At 56.1% G+C, this 23,556-nt stretch carries 20 protein-coding genes; all 20 read right to left on the reverse strand.

The genetic code is table 11. The features are described from left to right. Positions 1 to 102: 102 nt before the first annotated feature. The 20 genes from JYG33_RS05495 to metE all read right to left on the reverse strand — a co-directional run bounded on the left by JYG33_RS05495 (position 103) and on the right by metE (position 23,553). Positions 103 to 1,233: a YncE family protein gene (locus JYG33_RS05495; protein ID WP_207875014.1), complete on the reverse strand. Its 1,131-nt coding sequence runs from the start codon at positions 1,231 to 1,233 to the stop codon at positions 103 to 105. Between the two features lie 59 nt (positions 1,234 to 1,292). Next, positions 1,293 to 3,623, reverse strand: coding sequence for a TonB-dependent receptor (locus JYG33_RS05500; RefSeq protein WP_207875015.1), 2,331 nt, complete (start codon positions 3,621 to 3,623; stop codon positions 1,293 to 1,295). A 257-nt stretch (positions 3,624 to 3,880) separates the two neighbouring features. After that, on the reverse strand, positions 3,881 to 4,870 hold the full coding sequence (locus JYG33_RS05505; RefSeq protein ID WP_207875016.1) for a FecR domain-containing protein: 990 nt from the start codon (positions 4,868 to 4,870) through the stop codon (positions 3,881 to 3,883). Between the two features lie 81 nt (positions 4,871 to 4,951). Continuing rightward, complete coding sequence (locus JYG33_RS05510; RefSeq protein ID WP_207875017.1) at positions 4,952 to 5,455, reverse strand: sigma-70 family RNA polymerase sigma factor; 504 nt, start codon at positions 5,453 to 5,455, stop codon at positions 4,952 to 4,954. 167 nt (positions 5,456 to 5,622) lie between these two features. Next, a complete protein-coding gene (locus tag JYG33_RS05515) occupies positions 5,623 to 6,777 on the reverse strand; it encodes a YncE family protein (protein WP_207875018.1) in 1,155 nt (384 codons plus the stop codon). Between the two features lie 36 nt (positions 6,778 to 6,813). After that, on the reverse strand, positions 6,814 to 9,342 hold the full coding sequence (locus JYG33_RS05520; protein ID WP_207875019.1) for a TonB-dependent receptor: 2,529 nt from the start codon (positions 9,340 to 9,342) through the stop codon (positions 6,814 to 6,816). 138 nt (positions 9,343 to 9,480) lie between these two features. Next, positions 9,481 to 10,449, reverse strand: coding sequence for a FecR domain-containing protein (locus JYG33_RS05525; protein ID WP_207875020.1), 969 nt, complete (start codon positions 10,447 to 10,449; stop codon positions 9,481 to 9,483). A gap of 20 nt (positions 10,450 to 10,469) precedes the next feature. Next, positions 10,470 to 10,973: a sigma-70 family RNA polymerase sigma factor gene (locus JYG33_RS05530; protein ID WP_207875021.1), complete on the reverse strand. Its 504-nt coding sequence runs from the start codon at positions 10,971 to 10,973 to the stop codon at positions 10,470 to 10,472. A gap of 242 nt (positions 10,974 to 11,215) precedes the next feature. Beyond that, the gene (locus JYG33_RS05535; RefSeq protein ID WP_243430335.1) at positions 11,216 to 11,893 is read right to left on the reverse strand and encodes a fumarylacetoacetate hydrolase family protein; all 678 of its coding nucleotides are present in this window, start codon (positions 11,891 to 11,893) and stop codon (positions 11,216 to 11,218) included. A 14-nt stretch (positions 11,894 to 11,907) separates the two neighbouring features. Then, positions 11,908 to 12,444: an inorganic diphosphatase gene (gene ppa / locus JYG33_RS05540; protein ID WP_207875023.1), complete on the reverse strand. Its 537-nt coding sequence runs from the start codon at positions 12,442 to 12,444 to the stop codon at positions 11,908 to 11,910. 28 nt (positions 12,445 to 12,472) lie between these two features. Next, the gene (locus JYG33_RS05545; RefSeq protein WP_207875024.1) at positions 12,473 to 13,978 is read right to left on the reverse strand and encodes a heme biosynthesis HemY N-terminal domain-containing protein; all 1,506 of its coding nucleotides are present in this window, start codon (positions 13,976 to 13,978) and stop codon (positions 12,473 to 12,475) included. Positions 13,979 to 13,981: 3 nt separating this feature from the next. After that, entirely contained in the window at positions 13,982 to 15,337 is a 1,356-nt protein-coding gene (locus JYG33_RS05550; RefSeq protein ID WP_207875025.1) for a uroporphyrinogen-III C-methyltransferase, read from the reverse strand. Between the two features lie 24 nt (positions 15,338 to 15,361). After that, entirely contained in the window at positions 15,362 to 16,162 is an 801-nt protein-coding gene (locus JYG33_RS05555; RefSeq protein ID WP_207875026.1) for a uroporphyrinogen-III synthase, read from the reverse strand. A gap of 6 nt (positions 16,163 to 16,168) precedes the next feature. Beyond that, complete coding sequence (gene hemC / locus JYG33_RS05560; RefSeq protein ID WP_207875027.1) at positions 16,169 to 17,131, reverse strand: hydroxymethylbilane synthase; 963 nt, start codon at positions 17,129 to 17,131, stop codon at positions 16,169 to 16,171. Next, on the reverse strand, positions 17,128 to 17,253 hold the full coding sequence (locus JYG33_RS18720; protein ID WP_266120336.1) for a hypothetical protein: 126 nt from the start codon (positions 17,251 to 17,253) through the stop codon (positions 17,128 to 17,130). The genes hemC and JYG33_RS18720 overlap by 4 nt, the downstream gene beginning before the upstream one ends. Before the next feature lie 4 nt (positions 17,254 to 17,257). After that, positions 17,258 to 17,962, reverse strand: coding sequence for a TerC family protein (locus JYG33_RS05565; protein ID WP_207875028.1), 705 nt, complete (start codon positions 17,960 to 17,962; stop codon positions 17,258 to 17,260). A 296-nt stretch (positions 17,963 to 18,258) separates the two neighbouring features. After that, positions 18,259 to 19,140 carry a succinate--CoA ligase subunit alpha gene (gene sucD / locus JYG33_RS05570; RefSeq protein ID WP_207875029.1) on the reverse strand — a complete coding sequence of 294 codons (882 nt, stop codon included), beginning with the start codon at positions 19,138 to 19,140 and terminating at the stop codon, positions 18,259 to 18,261. A 21-nt stretch (positions 19,141 to 19,161) separates the two neighbouring features. Then, a complete protein-coding gene (sucC, locus tag JYG33_RS05575) occupies positions 19,162 to 20,322 on the reverse strand; it encodes an ADP-forming succinate--CoA ligase subunit beta (protein WP_207875030.1) in 1,161 nt (386 codons plus the stop codon). Positions 20,323 to 20,406: 84 nt separating this feature from the next. Further along, positions 20,407 to 20,985: a DUF2889 domain-containing protein gene (locus JYG33_RS05580; RefSeq protein WP_222667181.1), complete on the reverse strand. Its 579-nt coding sequence runs from the start codon at positions 20,983 to 20,985 to the stop codon at positions 20,407 to 20,409. A gap of 267 nt (positions 20,986 to 21,252) precedes the next feature. After that, positions 21,253 to 23,553, reverse strand: coding sequence for a 5-methyltetrahydropteroyltriglutamate--homocysteine S-methyltransferase (gene metE, locus JYG33_RS05585; RefSeq protein WP_207875032.1), 2,301 nt, complete (start codon positions 23,551 to 23,553; stop codon positions 21,253 to 21,255). Positions 23,554 to 23,556: the final 3 nt, after the last annotated feature.

The following is a 23,556-nucleotide window of genomic DNA, read 5'->3' on the forward strand; positions in this document are numbered from 1 at the left end:
CCCCTTGGCAGCGCGCCAGAATATTCGCAAAAACCGAGCCGGATGGGCTTGTCCGGCTACGGTCTATGCGACTACTTCATACAACACTTGGCACTGTCAGCGTCACAAGGCCTGCAGATCAATACGAGCCACCTGATCAACAGGCTCCGGCTCCCCTTTTTTTGCAAATGGCTGCTTCACACTGACATAAAGCTGCTGACCGTCAGGCGTCACGGAAATCGTGTTGGGATGCACAGGCAGCGTAATAGTATGTTTGATGGCATAGCTGCTAGCGTCGATAACACTCAGCGTTCCACTGCCTCGGCTGGCTACATACACTTCATTGCGAATCGGGTTATAGCGTATCCCCACCGGCATATATCCCGTGGGGATTTTGTGCAAGATGGCACCCGTTTTCAGGTCAAACACCAAGGTGCCTTCACTGTTATTAAGCTGATTGGCAAACAAGCGTTCACTCTTGCTGTCCAGGACGGTATTGACCAGAAAACGTCGTCTGATATCGCTAGGCGACAGCTTCTCCGGGATGCGGTTTTCGCCGATCAGTTCCCAACTATTCGTGTCGAACACTGCATAGGCCGCCGTGCCACTAGCCAGCAATTTATGATTCGCCGCATCCAGAGTCAAACCTGCCGTGGGCGCTTCAAGGTCGCGCAGAATACGGTTTGTCGAGAAGGTCTTGCCGTCAATAACCCAGATAAAACCAAGATCTGTCACACCACTGACGATGACCTGATTAGCAGCTTCATCCACCACGATCTGGCGTGTATGCACCGGCTCGCCCTTGGCATCTTTGACGCCATGATGCAAGGTTCCCTTGAGCGTACCCGTTGAAGCATCAATAGCTGAAACAGCGCCATCCCGGGTATGACCGGCATAGAGCGTGTTGGTACGCGCATCCAAGGCCAGCGCAAATGGCTTGAATGGCAGATCAATCTTTTTCTGTACGGCCAGGCTGACTGGATCCAGCTGATAAATCGAGCCGCCTCCCTTGCTGGTCAACTCCTCCGTACTCGCCACAAACACGGCCTTGGAGGCCGGGCTGTACACCAGCTCGTAAATTCCCGGCGCAACTTCCCGTTGCAGGACGGCCTCTGACACCGGAGTAGATACGGCAGCAGTCGCCGCTACTGGCGTGGGTGCCGCATGAGACACACCAGTCAGCAAAAACAAGGGCAGCGCGGCAACAAGAATGGAACGCTTGCTGCGCGTTAAATAAGTAAATTTCTTGGACATACAAACCTTTTTGAAAACACCCCTGGCGGAAACGGCCAGGAAAAATGACAGATACAAACTCAGAACCGATGACTGACTGTCAGCAAGACCTGGCGAGGTTTGCCCAGGTAATTGCCGGTGCTGATGCTGGAGCCGATCTTTGAGTAGTACTGCTTGTTGCTCAGGTTATCGATATTCAACTGCACGGATGTATTGCGGTTGAAGTCGTATCTGGCCAAGAGATCAACAATGGCGTAGCCAGGCTGCTCGATGCGGAAATTTGATCCCTTGTAGAACACCTTGCTTTGCCAGCGCACGCCGCCACCCAGGGTCAGGCCATCCAGGGCACCGCCCAGTCGGTATGTACTGAAGATCTTCACCATGCTTTCCGGGCTGCTTCGTTCGTTGTACATCTCACCCTTTCTGGTACCCGACGCATATTCAGAGCGTGCGTAGGTATAGCCTGCACTGACGTTCCAGCGATCGGTCACGGCACCGGCCACCTCAAGTTCCACGCCACGCGTGCGCACTTTCTCTGCCGCCTCGTAGCAATACAGCACAGCAGGATTGCAGTACGTCACACCAGCTACCTGCGTGGGCAGATTCAACTGCTCCAACTGAAACAGCGCGATCGATGCATTCAGGCGTTTGTCCAGAAACTCGCCCTTCAAACCCAGCTCCTGATTCGTACCTTTCACCGGGTCCAGCAAGGAGCCGTTGATGTCGTAATAACTTTGCGGCTTGAAAATGCCGGTATGGCTTGCATAGACCGAGTAGGTGTCATTCAAGTCGTACACCAGGCCAACATAGGGCACAAACTCGGCATCCGCCGAATAGTCCGTTTTATAGTATTGCGACTTGGACTTGAACCAGCTCACACGACCACCCAGTATGAGTTTCAATGGGTCCGCGATATCAAAGCGTGCAGAGGCATAGAGTCCCAGTTCTTCCTTGTTCTCATCTACATAGTAGGGATTCAGACCAAAGGTCGGCTTGGCCTGCGATGTGGGATTCCAGTTCTCCGGATCAAGCGGAATGTTGGCGGCGGAACTGCCATCCACCCGCTCATTTTCCTTGTTGGCATTGATCCCGATAGAAAAATCATGATCACGCCCGAACAGCGTCAGGGGACCATTTGCATTGACGTTGAACGCGTAATGCTTGTCACGCATATCCACGCTTTGAGTAAATTTGCGCAGTGCGCCGCCGGTATACCAGGGGTAGCTCGCAACGTAATCGGACTCGGCCCACGCCGCGCGAGTCAGGGCTTTCATGACCCAACCGTTGTCAAACCGATGCCCCAGGTCTGCATACAGCGTTGTCTGACGGCGATCCAGATACTCCCAGTCGCTGCCCAGAAAATCATGAGGCGACAAGTCGTAAAACGAGCCATCTGCACGGGTCGGAAATCCTCCCCAGCTATAGCCGTCGTTATGTTGCCGCTGCCGTGACAAACCCAGGCTCAGGGTGGTGGCGGGCGTAAGGTCCACGTCCACCACGCCATAGAACAGTTGTTCCTTCTGGCGGTTGTAGTCCCGGTAAAGTTTGCCACCTCCGGCCACAATGACCGCACGGCCACGCACAGTGCCGGACTCATTGAGCGCATTGGACAGGTCCACCACGCCACGCGCATTCTCCCATGATGAGGCCGTCACGCGGGCCGAATACTGAGGTGTCGAAGTCGGTCTTTTGCGGATCAGATTCACGGATGCTGACGGGTTGCCAGACCCTTCCAGCAAGCCCGTGGCCCCCCGCACAATCTCCACCCGGTCATACATGGCCAAATCATCATCGGCCAGAATATCGCGCGAATAGCTTTGAGTGGACGTCGTGATGCCGTCGTACTGAATATTGGAAATGCTGTGACCACGCGCCAGATACTCCCAGCGCGAATCGCCATTGCCTTGCACGGCCACAATCCCCGGAGCATCACGCAAGGACTCATCCAGAGCCCGGTAATTCTTGTCCTCGATTTTTTGATGCGTAATGACGGTCATCGACTGCGGTGTTTCACGCAGCGAGAGCTCCAGTCCGCTGGCCGATGTCGACGGCCCCATCGCGACATAGGAGCCGCTCCCTTCTGTGGCCAGGCCCGTATTGGCCGTGACCGTGATCGGAGCCAATTGCGTGGTGTCATCATGACTGGGGCGGGTCAAGGAAACTGTTCTCCCCCTCCAACTGGCCTGCACTCCTGTTCCCTTCAGCAAACTTTGCATGGCTTGCTGCGGCGTCATGCGCCCACTAACGGGCGCTGCCTGCAAGCCACTGACGGTATCGGGCAAATAATAGATTTGGATATCTGCCTGCTGTCCCAACTCCAGCAAAGCCTGATTCAGGGATTGAGCCGGAATGGAGATCGACAGCACAGGCACATCCTGCGCGACCACCTGCTCCAAAGGGCTGAACGACAAGGCCAGTGCCAATACGCTGAGCCCTACGCCCTGCACCGGACGTAAGGCAAAAAAAGGCCATCGTTTATTTGTGTTCTGTGGATACACCGTAGTACTCGTTATAAGGAAAGCGACGCACAAAGCGACAAGCCCTTTGGCCAAAGGCAATCAGAGACGCAAAACCGTCCCTTCCCCCATAAGAGTCAATCAGGAGCAAACCCCGTAACGATTCTCGTTCTTAAATTGAAAGAAATTGTATCTTTCAGGGAGTATGAGGTCTAACGAGCCGCAATACCCCATCGGCCATCTGGCCCTTGCACAATCACCACGGGTGCCAATGAGGGCAGGACTTCCAGAAAAGCCTGGGGGTCATTCACATTGAAGACACCTGTCACTCGCAACCCGCGCAAGGATGGGCTATGCAGCACAATGCCTGGCTCCTTGTAGCGATTGAGCTCGGCCACGATATATTCCAGTGGCTCGGCATCGAAAATGGCTCGACCCTGACGCCAGGCCAAAGCCTGCACCATATTTCGTGACTGCACGGACGCTTGTTGACCGCTGCCCAGGCGCACACCCTGCTCCCCTGCCAGCTTGTAATGGACGCTGTTCCACCAGGGTCCACTCTCTACGCGCACCGAACCGGATTCAACCGCCACATCAACCGTGTCCATCTCCCGCCGCACGTTAAAACGAGTGCCCGTCACCCGTATCACAGCCTGACCCGCATCGACATTAAAAGGCCGATCTGGCTCGGAGCGTACCTGGAAGAAAGCCTCCCCTTTTTCCAGCACGACACGGCGCTCGGACTGATAGAAGGAAACGTGCACCGCGCTGTCGGTATTCAGACTGATCAGCGATCCATCCGGCAAGGTCTGCTCAAGACGTTCGCCCTTGCGGCTGACATAACGCTGGGCATACTGCTCACTTTCCAGCCAACGCTGCGGCCCCAGAACAGCGACTCCCGCTGCCGCCGCACAGGCACTTCCCAAACCTGCGATAAACGCTCTGCGCCCCCATTGCGGTGTCCGAGGGCGAGTGTTCTGTGCCAAGCGTGCCTTGAAAGCGGCATCCGGTGTTACCTGCGCAATCGACCACATGGCTTCCATGTCTTGATAAGCCTGCGCATGACGCGGATCCTGCTCGCGCCATGTGTTAAGCAGCGTCTGATCCCCCTCCTGCATCAAACCACCTCGCACGCGCGCAAACCAGAACGCGGCGGCGTCATGGGGATCATCAGGAATGGGAAGTGAATGGGATAAGCTCATAGTCGCTACGATAGCTCGCCGGTTAATCCCTGTACCAATGCGGGTGAAGACAGAAAAGTGCTCATGGCGTGCATCGCTATATTAAGAGGAAAACTGCTGCAACTTAAGCTGCAAATGACGCATGCTTCGGGTCAGGTACTTTTCTACCGAACTGACAGACAAACCCAGATGACTGGCAATTTCGGGCACCGTCCAGCCCTCCAGTCTATGGCAAGAAAATACCTGCTGACAAACAGGTGGCAACTCATCCAGGGCCGCCAGCAAGGCTTCCGAAAGCTGCCCGCAATAGGCCGCCTCCTCGGCGCCCGACACCACGGGGTGATCTTGTTCGCTCAGATCCTGCAAGGGAATCGTTAAGGCGGGTTGCTCCCGCTTTTGTCGCTGTATCAGACTGTTGGCCGCACTGCGGTGCAAATAGGCCCTGGGATTGCTAATCCGGGCTGCATCTTGCTCCAGCATACCGGCAATGGCATCGTGCGCCACATCTTCCCCGTCAAAGCTGTTTGATGAACGTCGCGTCCACGTCTTGACCAGCTCGTTGTAATGCACGAGCCAAGTTTTACGTGAGGACGAAAAACGCGACATAAAACAGCATGGGGTAAGTAGATCAGAGGGACATGATAATAACAACAATTCTCATTATTGTTCTTATGTTTTGATATGGACAGGAAAAAGCCTCGGAGTCATTGCCTCCTTTATCAGGCAAACGAACAAAAAAAACCCGCCAACAGGCGGGCTTTCTTGAAACAAGCTCAACGAGGCTCTAACTTGGCCACACTTTCCCTTGCTGTTCTGCTTTCTTCTTTGATGGACACGTAGACATTTCCCGAGCCCGCATCCAAGGTCAAGCTATTAGGATGCGGTGCCAAAGGCAGCGTGGCCAAAAGTGCGTAGTCGTTTGCATCCAGCACGCTGACGGTGCCGCTATCCCGGTTGGAGACATAGATACGGTCACGACCCTCATCCAGCAAGGGCGCAATGGGAGCTTTACCGGTAGGAACGCTAGCCACTAAAGCACCATTCGTCGCATCAATCGCGACCATACGATGCCCGGTTCCACGCTTTTCGTAATCCGTCAGCCCTGCCTTTTCCTTACGCAAGACATCCATGCGTTCCGAGCCCAGATCACTCGCCAATAGACGGCGTCGCTTGTGGTCATACGCCAGGTTCAGCAGTTGATCGGCCTTGACCTCCCACTTGGTTTTAATGGTGAGCGTCTGCGTATCAATCCCAAACACCTGTCCCTGCAAATTGGACACGTACACCCTGCCCCCTTCCTTATCCAGCGCGATCCCGGCAGCACCCGCTCCCAAACCTGGAACCACACGGTCCAGCTTCAGGCTGGCCGTGTCGACCACATACAGCACACTAGCTTGAGCACTCAGGCCGGGGACATACAAGCGTTGCTGCTTCTGGTCTACAACCAGCTCACGCAGCAAATGCGGGTAGATGGCTTTATCGCCGTCGTAACGAATCGGCTCGGCCAATTGCACCACACCCAGCACCCTATTTTGAGCCGTATCCACGACTGTCACAGACGCCGTCAGTGCATTGCCCACATAAAGGCGATTGGCGGCATCATCCAGAGCCACGCCAAACCCACCGCGCTCCAGCGGAATTTCTGCAGCAAGCGACAAATCCACCGGGTTCAGGCGCAAGACTTTGGAGGGCTCATTAGCCGGATCCGCGCCCCCCGCCGAAGCCACAAAAACCGCCTGCTGGCGCTCCGAAAATGCAAGTTCATACAGACGCGGGGCCACCGTTTTGCGCGCAATCTGAATGGTTTCCTGTGCTTTTTGTTCCTGAGCCAAGGGCTTGAGCGCCGCACGCCCATCCGCCCCCACCTGCGCGCAAGCGGCCGTCACGCTGACGCAGGCCAGCAATCCATAACGCTGCCATTTATTCATAGTCCACCTCTTGTTTTTGAATGAAATTTGTCTGACTTAAAAGTCCATGCTGGCGGACAACATGAAAGTTCGCGGTGCGCCCAGCCACAGCTTGCCGCTGCCACCTGCTGACCAATACGCCTTATTGGTGATATTGAGTACATCAGCACGCAAAGTCACCGCATGACCGCTAATCGAGGTTTGATAGCGCAAGCCAGCATCAAACAAGGTTCTTCCTGGAGCTCGCATCGTGTTATCGCTGCTGTAGTACTGCCCTTGAATGGCCTGCATATTCCCGCTTGCCGTCAGGCCAGGGACACCCGGCACATCCCACTCCACACCCAGCTTGCCTTGCCACTTGGGTCTGGCCATGACGAAACGTCCCTCATTCACACCACCAGCGGTCTTGCTCAACTCGGCATCCAGATAGGCAATACCGCCCATTACTCGCAAGCCCTCTACAGGCTCTCCGAAGAAGTTCAGCTCCAGGCCTCGATTACGCTGCTCGCCATCAAAGGAGAACAGATTGGTCGCGGGGTCGATATAGCTGTTGGGCAAACGAATCTGATAGGCGCTCAAGGTGGCGGCAAAATCGCCCAGATCCAGCTTCACACCCAGCTCATGTTGCTTGGTTTTATGGGGTGCAAAGATCTCCCCGGCATTATTGGTGCCCACCGGAGCAATCGCCCCCTCACGCAGGCCCTGGATGTAGTTGCCATAGACAGAAACTTCATCGCTCAGTTTGACGACCAGCGCGGCGGCTGGCGAGGTTGCCGATTCGTCATAGCGCGCCGTGCTGGCACCGCTGACGGCATGGAAGGATTCACTCAAGACATTCTGTCGTCTGATGCCCAAAGTCAGCATGACGCTATCGTCCGCAAACGAAAGTGTGTCAGCGATGCCCACGCTGCTTAAACGCGAAAAGGCAATTTTGGGAACCTCTGATTTACCAATCACCGTGGCAGGGGCAGGTCCCCAGGAAGGCGAATAAATATTGGTATACCAGTCCGCAGGCAATAAATTAACGACTGTTTTAGAGCGAACCTCTTGCTCGTAGTAGGAGGCGCTCAGCGCCAGTTCGTGACGAACGCTGCCCGTATTCAAGCGCGCCATGATGCCGACATCGCCCGCCTTACGGTCCAGAATCTGACGTTGCTGCCCGAAATTGTTTCGGTAACGACCATCTGCATCTGTCACCGCAAATACGACGCCTAAAAGGCCGTCGTAATCGGTGCTGCCCTGACCGTAATTGCCATATACCGTCACATCTTTACTCAGATCCGCCTCGCCCCGCAGCACAAACGCGGTGTCTTCAGCACGCGAGTATGTCCAGTCTGGTGCCAAAGCTTGTCCCGCCTTGGGAACATCGGGTGTATCCAATCCCCTGCCTACGGTGATCCCGCGTGTGACGCCTTTTACATTGTCTTTATTCATGTAAAAGTCCGCCGCCAGACGGACGGTATCCGTACGCCAGTCCAGGCCCAGCGCTGCCAGCGTAGCCCGCTTTGACTGCTCATCAATAGACGTACTTCCATCCTGGTACAAGCCGTTAAAGCGAATCCCAAATTGCTGCTTGTCACCAAAACGTCGGCCGATATCGACATGGCTGCCATATTGGCCGTCAGAGACAAACATGCCAGTCAGTCGCGTCAAAGGAGTCTCGGTAGCACGCTTCGGGACCAAATTGACGCTTCCGCCCACGGAGCCGCCGGGTGGCATGCCGTTAAGCATGGCAGAGGGGCCTTTCAGCACCTCGACCCGCTCCACCAACTCCAGAGGGACTCGGTTATAAGGCAGCAAACCGTACAGTCCGCCAAAGGCGATATCCCCCGAGCCCACATCAAAACCACGGATCACAAAGGCTTCCCGAACCGTGCCGCGCATGCCCAAGTCGTAGACGGCCGCGTCCGTAGAGCCAATCACCCGAGCCAGATCCTGTGCCTGCCGCACAGCCTCTTCGGTGTAACTGATCGTGCTGAACGGCGTTTCCATGAAGTCCTTGTAGCCCAGCATGCCCACTCGGCTGCCTGTCGCCACTTTTCCGCCTGCATACACCGGCGTCAAATCTCCCCGGTACAAACCAGTGACAATCACAGGGCTAAGTTGTGTCACCTCCTCCGTCCCGCTAGCAGGCGATACGACCGTGTCAGGCACGGGACGCAACACATAGCGGCTGTCTGCTGTCGCGACGGTTTCATAGCCCGTGCCTGCCAGCAACTGAGCAAACCCGCCTTGAACGCTATATTGCCCTTGCAAACCTGGGCTTTGGAGTCCGGCCAACTGCTGCGGCTCGTAAACCAGTTGTACACCAGAAAGCGCGGCGAACTCGGCCAATACATCGCTGAGTTTGCCCACCGACAGTGTGTAGTTTCGTTTGGAGCCGCTATCGGCCACCTCAGCCGCCAACACCGGCGCACTGCCCAGCAAAGACGTCACGACCAGGCTAGCCATGGTGGAACTGAGAAACAGAGCGAGTACATCGGCTCTTAGCCGGAACAAGGATGGGCGCAGCTTGCGCGATGGGTGTGAAGCCTGCTCGCCAGCCGCGCCCCCGACCAGTTTGGACAGACATACGTGAATAGCCATGCTAAGAACCTTTCGTCGATAGAGATGAAAACCCGTGACGTCATGCGTCATAAGAGGTACACCGGACGAGAAGAAAAAAGTGCTCACTTCACAGCAAAATTTTTTGTCTGACTGATCAGCAGACAAGCTCTGTGCCACTCAAGATCGCGGTAGCAGCTCCACCCAGTATGGAGAATATGTTTGGATACGCAGTGGCAATGATTCGGCCAGACTGGCCAAGGCTGCATCGGTATCAGTCAGGGATAGCGCCCCCGATACACGTAGCTGTGAAAGCGAGGGATCACAGCGCAGGACACCGGATCGATAACGGCCCAGCTCGGCCAATACGTCTTCAAGACGCATGTCTTTGGCCAGCAAAATGCCGTGTTCCCAAAAGATTTCCGGGTCTTGTAGAGGACGAGAGGGACTGACACCCCGGATAGTAAAATCGGCTTGCTCCCCCGCCTGCAGACGGCGGGCCTGCCCGGCCAGCGGTCGGATTTCAACAGCATGCTCCATCACCGCTACGCGGTAGGTATCTGCATCCAACTGACGCACACTGAAGCGCGTACCCAAGGCACGTACCAAACCGGCAGAGGTATCGACCAGGAAAGGCCGTGGGACAGCAAAAGAGTCCGGCTTGGTCGTCACAAGAATCTCACCACTGAGCAAATGCAGGCGGCGCTCGGTCTGTCCTAAGGCAATATTGACTGCACTGCCTGTATTGAGCACCAGTTGAGAGCCATCTGGCAGAACCATGGGCTTGAGCTCACCGGTGCCTGTGCTCGCGTCAGCCGTCCAGCGACGCCACGGCGCCTGACTGATAGCCAGCACGCCCAGTGGAGCGGCAAACAAGAGTGTTCCTAGCATGCGCAGTGTATGACGGCGTTTATGACGACTATCCAGCTTCTCCACCGCCTCTTTGCCAATCTCCACAGGCACCTGATCGAAGACATGGAATACCGCCTGGGTTCGCTTCCACGCGTCTTCATGAGCGGGGCTTTGCCTGAGCCAATGCTGGAATGCTTGGTGATCTTGCTCTGTCGGCGTGTCGTATTGAAAGGTCATGGCCCACGTGGCCGCCTCTTTCAGCAGATCCTGACTGATCATGTCCCGGGATGATGACATAGGCTAGGTCCTGGCCTGTTTCACGCCACTACGGCGCAAGCAACCAGCGCTTTCTGGATATAGCGCCGCACCGTAATCAGCGGCATCTGCATTTGCTCGGCAATCTGGGCCAGCGTCATGCCGTGTAACTGGGCCAGCAAAAAGACCTCCCGAGTACGCGGCGTCAGGCTGGCCAGCATAGTGTCTATCCGCATCAGAGCCTCGATGATGATCAGGCGCGTTTCCGGCGATGGCACATGCACAGGTGGAAGATGGGCAATAGCGTCCAGATAAGCATCTTCTACCGACTTTCTACGCCAGTGATCGACCAACAGACCCTTGGCTATATGTGTGAGCAAAGCACGCGGTTCACTGCCAAAGCCTGGGGTAAACGAACGGGAGCTCAGAATGCGGACAAAGGTATCTTGGGCGATATCGGCCGCATCATGGCTATTGCCAAGTTTGCGGCGCAGCCAGCCCTGCAACCAGCCATGATGATGGCAATAGAGCGTTTCAACCGTCATCACGGATAGCTTGTCGGACATGGGAGTATTCATTGAAAGCCTGGGGTCAGGCATGAAGACAAATAAGAATAAGTCTCAATTATCAATAAATTACTTCCGGCAGGCAAGATATACCTGTATCTGCACGGGCCTGACCGTCAGGCGACATCCTGGCGGACTATGTCACGCGCCCACCCTGCTCTCAAACGCTCTATACGAAAATGAATGAACCCGTCTGGAGACAACGCTCCAGACGGGTTCATGACTAACTATTCAGACTGAGATCAGACCAGACGCACGTCTATGCTGCCCAGACCGTCGATAGCCCCGTGCATCACATCGCCACGTTCCACCGAACCTACACCGGCCGGGGTTCCTGTGAAGATGATGTCGCCAGGAACCAGCTCGAACAGGCCCGACAGATAAGCGATGGACTCAGCCACATTCCAGATCAACTGATTCAAATCGCCGGTCTGGCGGCGTTCGCCGTTGACGTCCAGGGTGATTGCACCTTGGGACAACTCGCCAATAAGGCTGCGTGGCACCAGAGGGCCGGTCGGTGCGGAGTGGTCAAAGGCTTTGCCCACTTCCCAGGGACGACCGGCTTTTTTGGCTTGCGTCTGCAAATCCCGGCGGGTCATATCCAGACCCACCGCGTATCCCCACACACATTCAGCAGCCTGCTCCACGGTCAGATCACGCCCGCCTTTGGACAAGGCGACGACGAGTTCGATCTCGTGATGCAGATCCTGGGTGCGGGACGGATATGGCATGTCGCAGACCTGGCCGGGCAGCACATTCAAAATGGAATCCGCCGGTTTGCAGAAGAAGAAAGGATCTTCGCGACCGGTAAAGCCCATTTCCTGAGCATGCTCGACGTAATTGCGGCCGACGCAATAAATGCGGCGTACAGGAAAAACCTGCTCACTGTCCTGTACGTTCAGTGCCGCAACGGCTGGCATGGGGATGACGGTACTCATTTTGCCTGGCCGTCAGCAAAGCGCTTGGCACCGTCTACCAGTTCTTTCTTGGCAGCTTCGATACCGTCCCAGCCCTTGACCTTGACCCATTTGCCTTTTTCGATGTCTTTGTAGTGCTCGAAAAAGTGCTTGATGCGCTCCAGCTCTTCAGGCTGCAGATCTTCAGGCGACTTCACGTTGCGGTACAGGGGATACAGCTTGTCGGTAGGTACAGCCAGCAGTTTGGCATCGCCACCTGCTTCGTCGTCCATGTGCAGCACGCCGATAGGACGGCAAGGGATCACAGCACCGATCTGGATTGGGAAAGGAGCAATCACCAGCACGTCAACAGGGTCGCCATCGTCCGAAATGGTTTGTGGAACGTAGCCGTAGTTGCAGGGGTAGTGCATGGCGGTCAGCATGAAGCGATCCACAAAAACCACACCGTTTTCGTCAACTTCGTATTTGACGGGGTCCGAGTTCATGGGGATTTCGATGACTACGTTGATCTCGTCGGGCAGTTTTTTGCCAGCAGGTACTTGGGCGAGGCTCATTCGTGCAAACCTTTAAAAATAAAAGAAATTAATCGTTGGAGCGTCGAGGACGATCCGAAGTTTGAGAGAGATCGACCCCAGGGATGGGAGCCGTATCAAAGTAATCATCCAGATCCGAGGAGGAGCTCACGCTATCTTGCTCCGGTGTCGCAGCAGGAGGTACGGGCTCGGCGACCACAGGCAAGGGACGGCCATGATCGGGCAAGTCCTCGGCCACGACGCTGGCGGCATAGGTGTAATGCGGCAAATCGTCATCGTCCTGCGAAGGCAGACTGTCTGCGTCCGTGTGGCTAGGATCATGACGGGTATCCGCCGCAGGCAAAGCACGGCTGACTGCCAGGATAGGCAAGGTACCGGCCATGGACGCCGCCTTACGCCAGTAAGACACCGCTTCGTCATGGCGACCCAGGCTGTCGTACAAATTACCCAGCAATGCGTGATTACGCAGATCACCCTGAATTTTCAGGCTGCGCAGCAAATAATGTTCGCCCTGGCCCCACAACTGACTGGTCAGACACAAGTGACCCAAGGTGGACAGCAAGACCGGATTATTAGGCTGACTACGCAGCCATTCCTCGGCTTTGGCCAAACGGCGGCCCACAAACTCGGGGGGGCATTGCGCATAGGCTTCCAGCAAGCGAGCATCGAAGCTGGCGGCAATCGCAGGCTCCAGAATGCGACCGGCTTCTTCGTAATTGCCTTCTTGTTCCTGAATCAGGGCAGCTTCCAGGGCCACGCCGGGCAAGACTTTTTCTTCAGATTTCAGATCCGACCACAAGGCCTTGAACTGTTCTACACCGCCTGCACGCAAGCGTGCGGCAGCCGCAAACTCGATATGGCTGAGTGCCTCCTGGCGGTCAATGCCGCTGCGACGCACCAGCAAACGGGTCAACTCATAGACGCGCTCGGCATTGCCTTGCTGACGATAGGCACGCAACAGCAAACGGGTGGCATGCAGGTGACGCGAACTGGCATCTTGCAAGCCTTGCAGCAGCTCGATGGCCTCTTCTGTCCGGTTCTGATCCAGATACAGTTCGGCTGAGGCCACTGCGCTGGCTTCTTTCAAGCGTGCATCGTCACCAGCGGCCGCACGAGCGGCTGCCAATGCTTCGTCACGTTGTGCAATCTGACCTTGATAATGTGCGGCACGGGCCGCAGCCAAACCAGCCACGACTTTGCTGGACTGCGAGCGGGTTTTGCTCATCAGCTTCATCATGTCTTTTTCGGCTTGTTCGTAACGCCCTTCCAGAATGCTGATCCAGCCTGTTTCCAGCAAGGTTTGATCGCGCCGTTGAGCGCGACGACCACGCCAAAGACGGAAACGCTCTGGACCGTCGCTGAACCACGCCAGAAGACGCAGCAAAACGTACAGAACAATGAACAGGCCCAGCGTGCACAGGACCACATAGGTGAGCGAGGCACGAGCCAGATAATGCGGGGTCACCAGGTAGACGTTACCGGCGTGTTCACGCAGGACCAGTGCCAGAGCAACCGCGGCAATGAATAGGATGAGGGTCCAGAACCAAGTACGCATACCTTACCCCTGCGCCTGAGCGGGCTGTTCCGTCTCGGTTTGAGCGGGAGCACCAGACTCAGTCTGTTCGCTAGCCGGAGCCGCTGGCTCCTGGCTGGCAGGCTCAGTGGATTGAGGAGGGTCGGACAAGATGTGATCTGTATCGCCCGGCTCGTTCGTGCTGTCGTCCGCATTCTCCTGACTACGACCGGCCTGGGCCTGACGCAGGCTTTCAATCGCCGCCAAGGTGTTATTCACGGTAGGCAAACGAGCGCCGATGCGGGTGTCTTGCAATTGACGGGTCAGACGCAGCGCTTGCTGAACCTGGCCGGATTGCGTGTCAAAGCGCTTTTCCAGCGCCGTAGCCACAGCCGTCAACTCGGTCTGCCAGACGGCGGACTGATTCATCATCATGGCCAATTGCGCAGCCATAATGCGCAGACGCAGATTCTCACGCAGACGGGCAGCCTGATCGGGCGACATCAACAAGGCGGCAGCATCGTCAACACGGCGAATGGAGACAAACTGTCCCAGATCGTGGCTGACAGAACGCCAGGCGCTGCTGCCCCACTGCTCCACCGTGTTCCAGCTACGTTCCCACCATGGGGCATCGGTCGCCAACTCAGCAGGTTCCTGAACCTCGGACTGCAGGTCCAGCGCTTCGGTATTAGCACCACCCGCAACATCATCAGGCACCAGCAAAGGTGCTTCCGAGACGTAACGCGACAAGGTATCCAGTTGACGGGACAAAGAGGCCACATCAACCGTAGCCGCTGCACGCAAGCGCTCCAGATCGCCATTCAGGGTCTGTTGCAAGGAGGCCAGTCCCACGCGATTGGCACGCGCCAACTGCGCCTGGGCCGCTTCCAGAGAAACGATGGCATTGGCCACATTGCCACCCAGCATCAATTGTTGCTGGGCAATCGTGGCCAGGTGATCAATATCATTCAACAAGACCAATTCCGACCCGCTGTCCGTCATGGTCTGGAACGCCTGGCTCAGATCATGGAACTGTTCGGTGGAATCGTTAAAGGATTTTTCCAACTGCGCCAGCTTGTCGGACTGACGCTGTGCCAGGGCCAGGGCTTGCTGCGCGGTCTGGCGCGCCTGCTCCGTGGTACTGACGTTGGTCGCCAACTGCGCTTGCAGTTCAGCTTTATGCTTTTCCAGAATCGAGTTCTGATACCAAAGACCGGCAGCGGCCAGAACCACCACAACAGCCGTCAGGGCATAGGCCGGACCCGCGCCACTTTTACGCTTTTGAGGCGCGGTGGGGCTGCTTTCAGGTTCGGAATACGGATGAGGTGCCGTTGTATTGGCTGGGCTGGAAATGGGAGTCTCCGGTTCGCTTGCGGATGCGTTCTCTGTTTTATCGTTCATGGCAAGATTGTAATCCGTGTGAGGCTAATCGCGCGAGAGCACCGCCATCAAGGCAGCGACAATGTCATCATCGTCTGGCGTACACCTTTTTACCATTGGTGGCGCTGCGATTCCAGCTTGCAGCAATAAGGACTGTAAATGTTCTTCAATACGCGGATGAATGACCACATAGGCGCATTGCGCCCAACTATCCATCAAATCCAGCCGCTTTACATTGGCAAAAACCGCATCAGCACTTTGGGAGCTGCTAAGCAGAACGGCCAGGCGGCCCGCCTGCAAGCTGTCACGAATTTGACGGCCCTGCTCCGGGCTCCACTGCGCGGCGTTACGCTGATACATGGCCAGGCGCTGGACCTGAACTCCGTGGTCTTCCAGACGCTGCCCCAACCATTCGCGACCGCTATGGCCGCGCACAATCAGAACCCGCGCCAGATGCCCGAGCCTGGGCTCCAGGACCGCCCACAAAGCCTCTGAGTCCTGTAAGGAATCAAGCGCTTCGGGGTACAGCACGTCCTCGGATGCAACGCCCTCCTGGGCGCGCAAACAGGCTGCCGTCGCCAGGCCGACTGCAGCTAGCAGGACACCGTTGGGCCAGCTCTGGCCACGTGCCCGCAGAGCGTCAAAATAGAAATTGACAGCGCTGCTGCTGACAAAAAGCACCAGGTCAAAATCCTTGGGATCTTGCCATTGCTCCTGGGTAAGCGCTTGCGCTTCCAAGGTCAGGGCGGGGAAAACCAAAGAAGAAAAACCCTGCGCGGCCAGGGCAGCCGACAGGGTTTCATTCCGTCCCGCCGGGCGGGTCAGTAATACACAAGGCAGGTTCATGCCGATTTATTGGCCTTCTGGCGACTGTTCCGTCAGCAAGCGATCCAGGATAGCCTGGGCACCTTGCTGCTTCAGATCCTCTGCCAGGGACAGGCCCAAATCTTCAGCCTGTTTAGCTGAACCGCGAATTTGCGCCCGGTATACCGTCGATCCGTCAGGCTCGGCAACCAGACCGCTCAGGCTCAGTTGCTCGCCATCCAGGGTGGCGTAGGCAGCCAAGGGCACTTGACAGGAACCACCCAGAGCACGCGACACAGCACGCTCGGCCAAGGCACACACATGGCTGGTGTCATGGCTCAAGGGAGCCAGCCATTGCGCCACATCGGTGCGCGTCTTGAGGATTTCAATTCCCAAGGCCCCTTGTCCGGCAGCAGGCAAGCTGTCGTCAACAGAGATGTAATCGCGAATACGTTCGGCCAACTCCAGACGGCGCAAACCGGCCGAAGCCAGAATAATGGCGTCGTAATCGCCTCGATCCAGCTTGGACAAGCGCGTTTGCACATTGCCACGCAGCGGACGGATATCCAGATGCGGGTAACGCTCACGAATCTGGGATTCACGGCGCAAGCTGGATGTGCCTACGATGGCACCAGCAGGTAAAGCCGCAAGATTGGGATAAGTATTGGAAACAAAAGCATCGCGTGGGTCGTCCCGTTCCATGATGATGGGCAAGTCAAAAGACTCGGGCAGGACCACCGGCACGTCTTTCAAGGAATGCACGGCCAGATGGGCGCGGCCATCCAGCAAGGCGGTTTCCAATTCTTTGACAAACAGACCCTTGCCGCCGACCTTGGACAAGGTGCGGTCCAGAATCTGGTCACCACGGGTAGTCATTTCCAGCAAAGACACCTTGCACTGCGGGTACAACTGCTGCAGACGGTCGCGAACATGCTTGGCTTGCCACAAGGCCAGTTGACTGGCGCGTGTGGCAATAACCAATTCCTGAGGGGTAGAAGCCACAGCGGTCATGCAGCAAAGTAGCGCACGATGGCTGCTGCAACAATACCGATAATGGCCAGGAGCCCTAAGCCTTGCAGCAGGGACAAACCACCTTCCTGGCCTTTGGCGTCAGAGGATTTAAAAAATGCCATAGAACTATGCTTCCTTGATAGAGCCTTTACGGTGCGCCAGCCATTTGCCCAGCGCAATCACTAATAAGGCACAAACAATCTCGATCCCGAGTTTAACAGGCTGGGGCTGGACGCCAAATTGATTTTCCACAATCTTGTCCGTGACAAGCATGCCGCCTGCAATCCAGCCCAGCAAGGCGCCCCCCAAGGTAACCACGATGGGGAAACGATCAATCAACTTCAGAACCAGGGTGCTGCCCCAGACAATAATGGGGACGCTTAGCAATAAACCAAAGATCACATAGCCCAGTTGATGGTCCAGATGCGCGTTTTGCGCCGCACCGGCAATGGCAATGACGTTATCCAGGCTCATTACAAAGTCGGCAATGATGATGGTTTTCACCGCCGCCCAGATCGTGCCGCCACCTTGAATATTGCCGTGCTCATCGTCTTCGGGCATCAACAGCTTGACGCCGATCCACAAGAGCAACAGGCCGCCCACCACTTTCAGGAATGGCAGATCCAGCAGGGTCAAGGCAAAGAAAATCAGGATGACGCGCAGAAAAATCGCGCCGACCGTCCCCCACATGATGCCTTGCATACGCTGCTGCTTGGGCAGGTTGCGACAGGCCAGTGCAATCACGACGGCATTGTCACCGCCGAGCAAAATATCAATCAGTACAATTTGAAACAGTGAACCCCAATGCAGGGTTTGGAGGAATTCAATCATTTCGTTCCCGTGTGGCTAATCGTTAGCTCTCTTCCCAGCCGCTGGACAAACATTCTTTTTTTGTCGCCGGGCCGTCCCAAGACAACAATGCCCCTTAAAGCAGCAAACTAATCCTAGCCTGTGCAACATGGGGGGCTTCTTTTTTTACGTCATTCGTTTCAGCATCATCAGGCTGGCCAGATTCGGGAAGGAATGCGCCGGAACAGGTGTTTTCTTGACGAAACCGGCTGGCCAATCTGCTCTGGCTGCCAGGCAGCCAGACAAAGAACCCGCCGAAGCGGGTTCCGTACTACATCTTACAGCGCCAATTTGAGCAATTTGCCCATTTCGGATGGGTTGCGAGTGGTACGAATACCGCAAGCTTCCATGACTTCCAGTTTGGCATCGGCCGTGTCGGCACCACCGGAGATCAGGGCACCAGCGTGACCCATGCGTTTTCCGGGAGGGGCAGTAACACCAGCGATAAAGCCAACAACAGGCTTGGTCATATTGTCTTTAGCCCACAAAGCCGCGTTGACTTCGTCTGGACCGCCGATCTCGCCAATCATGATAACGGCGTCGGTATCAGGATCGTCGTTGAACATCTTCAGCACGTCGATGTGCTTCAGACCGTTGATTGGGTCACCACCGATACCAACAGCCGAGGATTGACCCAGGCCCAGTTCAGTTACTTGAGCAACCGCTTCGTAAGTCAGCGTGCCGGAGCGGCTGACCACACCAATGCGGCCCTTGCGGTGAATGTGGCCGGGCATGATACCAATCTTGATCTCGTCAGGCGTGATCAGACCGGGGCAGTTCGGGCCCAACAGCAAGGTTTTGCGGTTTTCGGCACGCATGCGGTTGCGAACTTCCAGCATGTCGCGCACAGGGATGCCTTCGGTAATGCAGATAACCAGATCCAGGTCAGCTTCAACGGCTTCCCAGATGGCAGCAGCAGCACCTGCGGGTGGAACGTAGATAACCGACACAGTCGCGCCAGTTTCAGCCTTGGCGTCGGACACGGAAGCGTAGATAGGCACGCCTTCGAAATCCTCACCAGCACGCTTGGGGTTCACGCCAGCCACAAAGGCTTCCATGCCGTTACCGTACTCGCGGCACATGCGGGTGTGGAACTGGCCGGTCTTGCCGGTGATCCCTTGCGTGATGACTTTAGTGTCTTTATTGATCAGAATCGACATTTGCTAATCCTCAACCTTTTCTTACTTGGCGGCAGCGACAACAGCAGTCGCCGCTTCGGCCATGGTGTCAGCACTGATGATGGGCAGACCGGAATCGGCCAGCATTTTCTTGCCCAGCTCTTCGTTGGTACCCTTCATGCGTACAACCAAAGGCACGTTCAGGTTGACGGCCTTGCACGCAGCGATCACGCCTTCAGCGATCACGTCGCAGCGCATGATGCCGCCGAAAATGTTAACCAGAATGGCTTTGACGCCCTTGTTGGCCAGCATGATCTTGAAGGCTTCGGTTACTTTCTCGGCCGTAGCGCCACCGCCCACGTCCAGGAAGTTGGCAGGCTCGCCGCCAAACAGCTTGATGGTGTCCATGGTTGCCATGGCCAGACCAGCACCGTTCACCAGGCAGCCGATATTGCCGTCCAGTTGGATGTAGGCCAGATCGTATTTGCTGGCTTCAACTTCAGCAGGATCTTCTTCAGCCAGGTCGCGGAAAGCCACGATATCTGGATGACGGAACAAGGCGTTGCTATCGAAGTTGAACTTGGCGTCCAGAGCGATGATATCGCCCGAGCCGGTCAGGATCAGAGGGTTGATCTCGGCCAGTTCAGCATCCGTTTCGGTGTAGCACTTGTACAGCTTCTGGAATTCAGCAACGGCTTTCTCGATGGAAGCGTCAGGAACGCCAATGCCACGAGCCAGCTTGGTGGCTTGCTCGTTGGTCAGGCCAACAGCAGGATCCACGAATTCTTTCAGAATGGCGTCGGGGTTACGCTCGGCCACTTCTTCAATTTCCATACCGCCTTCGCGGGAAGCCATGACGGCAACGCGTTGGGTAGCACGGTCGGTAACGATACCAACGTAGTATTCCTTCTGGATGTCAGCACCCTCTTCCACCAGCAGACGGCCTACTTTCTGGCCTTCTGGACCGGTTTGGTGAGTGATCAACTGCATGCCCAGGATTTCCGAGGCCAGTTGACGCACTTCGTCCATCGAGCGAGCCAGCTTGACGCCACCACCCTTACCACGGCCACCGGCGTGAATCTGGGCTTTGACAACCCACACAGAGCCACCCAGCTCCTGCGCAGCTGCAACCGCTTCATCGACGGAGAAGGCAGGAATTCCGCGTGGCACGGCAACGCCAAACTGCTTAAGCAGTGCTTTGCCCTGATATTCGTGAATTTTCATGTGATACCTGTCAGTCTAAAAACACAATAAAAAAGAAGGCAGGAACCCAAAGCCTAAGCCCGAGACCTGACTGAAACAAAAAAACTAATCCACCCCGTCTGTCACTTTAGGTCGATACCAGACGGGATAAAATTCCTCAACCACGGGACCGCTCAACCGCAAGGCGTGACAGCCGTCCAGATGGAACGGCTGCTTATCGGTGCGATAAATCTCTGATTCCCCACTGCTGCGACGCCGGCCAGCCATGGTCTGCACGGCGGCCGTTGGCAAAACCTGCGCCAACTCGCTCATGTGCGTACAGCCTGCCGAACGTCCAAAGCGTTCTTTGACACCCTGACGAAACTGTTTCAGCAAATTCAGGCCCACCAATTTCTGGTAGGCGTCCGAGATGGACGAACAGTTGTCCTGGTAAGGGGCCGCATCGTAAACCGCCACGGCATCCACAATGGCAAAGCTGCTGTCGATGGTGACACGCAGGTGCATCAAGTGGACGGGGTCACCTGCCTTATGGGTCTGGCCATTGCGAATGGGAAAGTCGTAGGACTTCACATCCAGCAACGAGGCCTCCAGATCCCAGAGGCCATCTTCCCGTGCAAACGACTGTACCGTGATGGTACGTGTATGCAGTGGTTCACGGGCAACGGACGGCGGAGGCAAAGGCATTGATATGAACGAGGCGGCAAGATTGAAACCGATCAAGTATAACGCACCTCGTATGTTCCGTATCAGCCCCTTACATAATCCGTCAGCGCTCTCAACGCAGGCCAAACACAGGATTAATGCGGTACTGAGCCTGCGATCAGCCAAAGGCGCATGAAAAAAACGACCACCTGATGGGCGGTCGTTTTTATCCGGGTGAGCAAATCGAGCAGCAAGATTCAAAACACCCCACCCAAGCACTTGACCCGGGCTGGGTGTTTTAAGCCTGCACTACTCTTGGGCAGCAGCGCGCAAGGTCCTGGCCGCATCAACCATGGCAAGCAAGGACGCCTCGGTTTCCGCCCAGCCACGGGTCTTCAAACCACAGTCCGGATTGACCCACAAACGGTCAGCAGGCAGGCGTTTGGCCGCCTCACCCATCAAACGCACCATCCAGTCCTTGTCCGGCACATTGGGCGAATGGATGTCATACACGCCGGGACCGATATCGTTGGGGTACTCGAAGTGTTCAAACGCGTCCAGCAACAACATATTGGAGCGCGAGGTTTCAATCGTGATCACATCCGCATCCATATCGGCAATCGACTGCATGATGTCGTTGAATTCGGAATAGCACATATGGGTATGAATCTGCGTCTCCTCAGACACGGCGCTGGTGGACAGGCGGAAACAATCCACCGCCCAATCCAGGTAGGCTTGCCAATCACCCTGTCGAAGGGGCAGCCCCTCGCGGAAAGCAGGTTCGTCCAACTGAATCACTCGGATACCGGCCTGCTCCAGATCGGAGACCTCGTCACGCAATGCCAGCGCCAACTGACGGCAAGTATCTGCACGCGGCTGATCGTCGCGCACAAAAGACCACTGCAACATGGTCACCGGCCCCGTCAACATGCCCTTGACCGGACGCTCGGTCAGGGATTGGGCGTAGGACGACCAGGCCACGCTCATGGGTGCCACGCGCAGCACATCCCCAAAAATAATGGGGGGCTTCACGCAACGTGAACCGTAGCTTTGCACCCACCCGTTCTGTGTGAAGGCAAAGCCGCCCAGCAGTTCACCGAAATACTCCACCATATCGTTGCGTTCGGCTTCCCCATGCACAAGAACGTCCAGACCAATGCGCTCCTGGAAACGAATGACCTGTTCAATTTCGGCCTGCATGGCTTTCTCATAAGCCGAATCGCTTAAAGAGCCTCCACGCCAATCTCGACGAGCACTGCGGATTTCGGTGGTCTGAGGAAAAGAACCAATCGTGGTGGTGGGGTAAGCAGGCAATTTCAATTTGTTGCGCTGGGCTTTGGCACGCTGGGCAAAAGGAGCCCGCTGGCGTTGAACCTGATCGATCCTGGCCATTTGGGCCTGCACTGAGGGGTTATGCGTGCGTCGGGACTCACGGCGAGTTTTCAATGCCAGCGCCTGGGCCTGGACCGCCTGCTTGCCCGCCTCGTCCAAGGTGCCATCAAGCAGCCCTTGCAGCAGCGCCAACTCATCCAGCTTCTGCACCGCAAAGGACAACCAGCTCTTTAATTCTGCATCCAGACCTGTTTCACTTTGCACATCAACAGGGATATGCAAGAGTGAACACGACGGCGCAATCCACAGACGCTCTCCCAAGGCGGCCTTCAAGGGCTGCAGGGTTTGAGCTACTTTTTCCAAATCCGTACGCCAGATATTGCGACCCGAGATCACCCCGGCAGACAGCACTTGGTCTGGCCCCAACACGGCCTTCACTGCGAGCAAGGCATCTGGAGCACGGACAGCATCGATATGCACGCCTGCAAGCGGCAAATCTTTAAGCACCGCGACATTTTCACGCAGATCATCAAAGTACGTTGCTAACAACACGTTCAAACCGACCTGGTTCAAACTTTGATATACACGGCGGAAGGCATCTTGCCACTCCTGGGGCAAATCCAGCACCAGGATAGGCTCATCAATTTGCACCCACTCCACACCTTGCTCTTTAAAACGAGCCAGCACTTGCTCGTAAACCGGCAGCAAAGCATCCAGCAAAGCCAGCTTGCCCGGGTCGGCCAAGCCTGTGTAGGCATCGCCTTTGCCCAACCACAACCAGCTCAACGGGCCAGGGATGACAGGCTTGACCTTATGTCCCAGCGCCTTGGCCTCTTCAATCTGCTCAAACAGAAACTCACGTGCAATACGGAAGGTTTGGCCAGGAGTGAACTCAGGCACGATGTAGTGGTAATTAGTATCGAACCACTTGGTCATTTCACACGCGGCGGCAGGCGTACCACTGGGTGCACGACCGCGAGCCATGCGAAACAAGGTGTCCAGCGACACAGGGGCATGATCGGCCTGCGCAAAACGAGCGGGAACCACGCCCAGCAAGGTGCTCCACTCCAGAATCTGGTCATACCAGGCAAAATCGCCCACCGGAACCATATTCAGGCCTGCCTTGCTCTGCAGGGCCCAATGATGGGCGCGCAAGGCCTTGCCAGTTTCCAATAATTCTTCCTGGCTGACCTGACCGGCCCAGTAAGCCTCCAGGGAGCGCTTCAATTCGCGCTGCGCACCCATACGGGGAAAACCCAGATTATGAATAATAGTCATAGT

Origin of the sequence: Alcaligenes sp. SORT26 (genome assembly GCF_017377875.1) — a bacterium.
Classification (GTDB): Bacteria; Pseudomonadota; Gammaproteobacteria; order Burkholderiales; family Burkholderiaceae_B; genus Alcaligenes; species Alcaligenes parafaecalis.

What these genes read in the sequence shown, in the direction of transcription:
- JYG33_RS05495 (WP_207875014.1), bottom strand. Translation starts at nt 1,233, where the DNA reads ATGTCCAAGAAATTTACTTATTTAACGCGCAGCAAGCGTTCCATTCTT.
- JYG33_RS05505 (WP_207875016.1), bottom strand. Translation starts at nt 4,870, where the DNA reads ATGAGCTTATCCCATTCACTTCCCATTCCTGATGATCCCCATGACGCC.
- JYG33_RS05510 (WP_207875017.1), bottom strand. Translation starts at nt 5,455, where the DNA reads ATGTCGCGTTTTTCGTCCTCACGTAAAACTTGGCTCGTGCATTACAAC.
- JYG33_RS05515 (WP_207875018.1), bottom strand. Translation starts at nt 6,777, where the DNA reads ATGAATAAATGGCAGCGTTATGGATTGCTGGCCTGCGTCAGCGTGACG.
- JYG33_RS05520 (WP_207875019.1), bottom strand. Translation starts at nt 9,342, where the DNA reads ATGGCTATTCACGTATGTCTGTCCAAACTGGTCGGGGGCGCGGCTGGC.
- JYG33_RS05525 (WP_207875020.1), bottom strand. Translation starts at nt 10,449, where the DNA reads ATGTCATCATCCCGGGACATGATCAGTCAGGATCTGCTGAAAGAGGCG.
- JYG33_RS05530 (WP_207875021.1), bottom strand. Translation starts at nt 10,973, where the DNA reads ATGTCCGACAAGCTATCCGTGATGACGGTTGAAACGCTCTATTGCCAT.
- JYG33_RS05535 (WP_243430335.1), bottom strand. Translation starts at nt 11,893, where the DNA reads ATGCCAGCCGTTGCGGCACTGAACGTACAGGACAGTGAGCAGGTTTTT.
- ppa (WP_207875023.1), bottom strand. Translation starts at nt 12,444, where the DNA reads ATGAGCCTCGCCCAAGTACCTGCTGGCAAAAAACTGCCCGACGAGATC.
- JYG33_RS05545 (WP_207875024.1), bottom strand. Translation starts at nt 13,978, where the DNA reads ATGCGTACTTGGTTCTGGACCCTCATCCTATTCATTGCCGCGGTTGCT.
- JYG33_RS05550 (WP_207875025.1), bottom strand. Translation starts at nt 15,337, where the DNA reads ATGAACGATAAAACAGAGAACGCATCCGCAAGCGAACCGGAGACTCCC.
- JYG33_RS05555 (WP_207875026.1), bottom strand. Translation starts at nt 16,162, where the DNA reads ATGAACCTGCCTTGTGTATTACTGACCCGCCCGGCGGGACGGAATGAA.
- hemC (WP_207875027.1), bottom strand. Translation starts at nt 17,131, where the DNA reads ATGACCGCTGTGGCTTCTACCCCTCAGGAATTGGTTATTGCCACACGC.
- JYG33_RS18720 (WP_266120336.1), bottom strand. Translation starts at nt 17,253, where the DNA reads ATGGCATTTTTTAAATCCTCTGACGCCAAAGGCCAGGAAGGTGGTTTG.
- JYG33_RS05565 (WP_207875028.1), bottom strand. Translation starts at nt 17,962, where the DNA reads ATGATTGAATTCCTCCAAACCCTGCATTGGGGTTCACTGTTTCAAATT.
- sucD (WP_207875029.1), bottom strand. Translation starts at nt 19,140, where the DNA reads ATGTCGATTCTGATCAATAAAGACACTAAAGTCATCACGCAAGGGATC.
- sucC (WP_207875030.1), bottom strand. Translation starts at nt 20,322, where the DNA reads ATGAAAATTCACGAATATCAGGGCAAAGCACTGCTTAAGCAGTTTGGC.
- JYG33_RS05580 (WP_222667181.1), bottom strand. Translation starts at nt 20,985, where the DNA reads ATGCCTTTGCCTCCGCCGTCCGTTGCCCGTGAACCACTGCATACACGT.
- metE (WP_207875032.1), bottom strand. Translation starts at nt 23,553, where the DNA reads ATGACTATTATTCATAATCTGGGTTTTCCCCGTATGGGTGCGCAGCGC.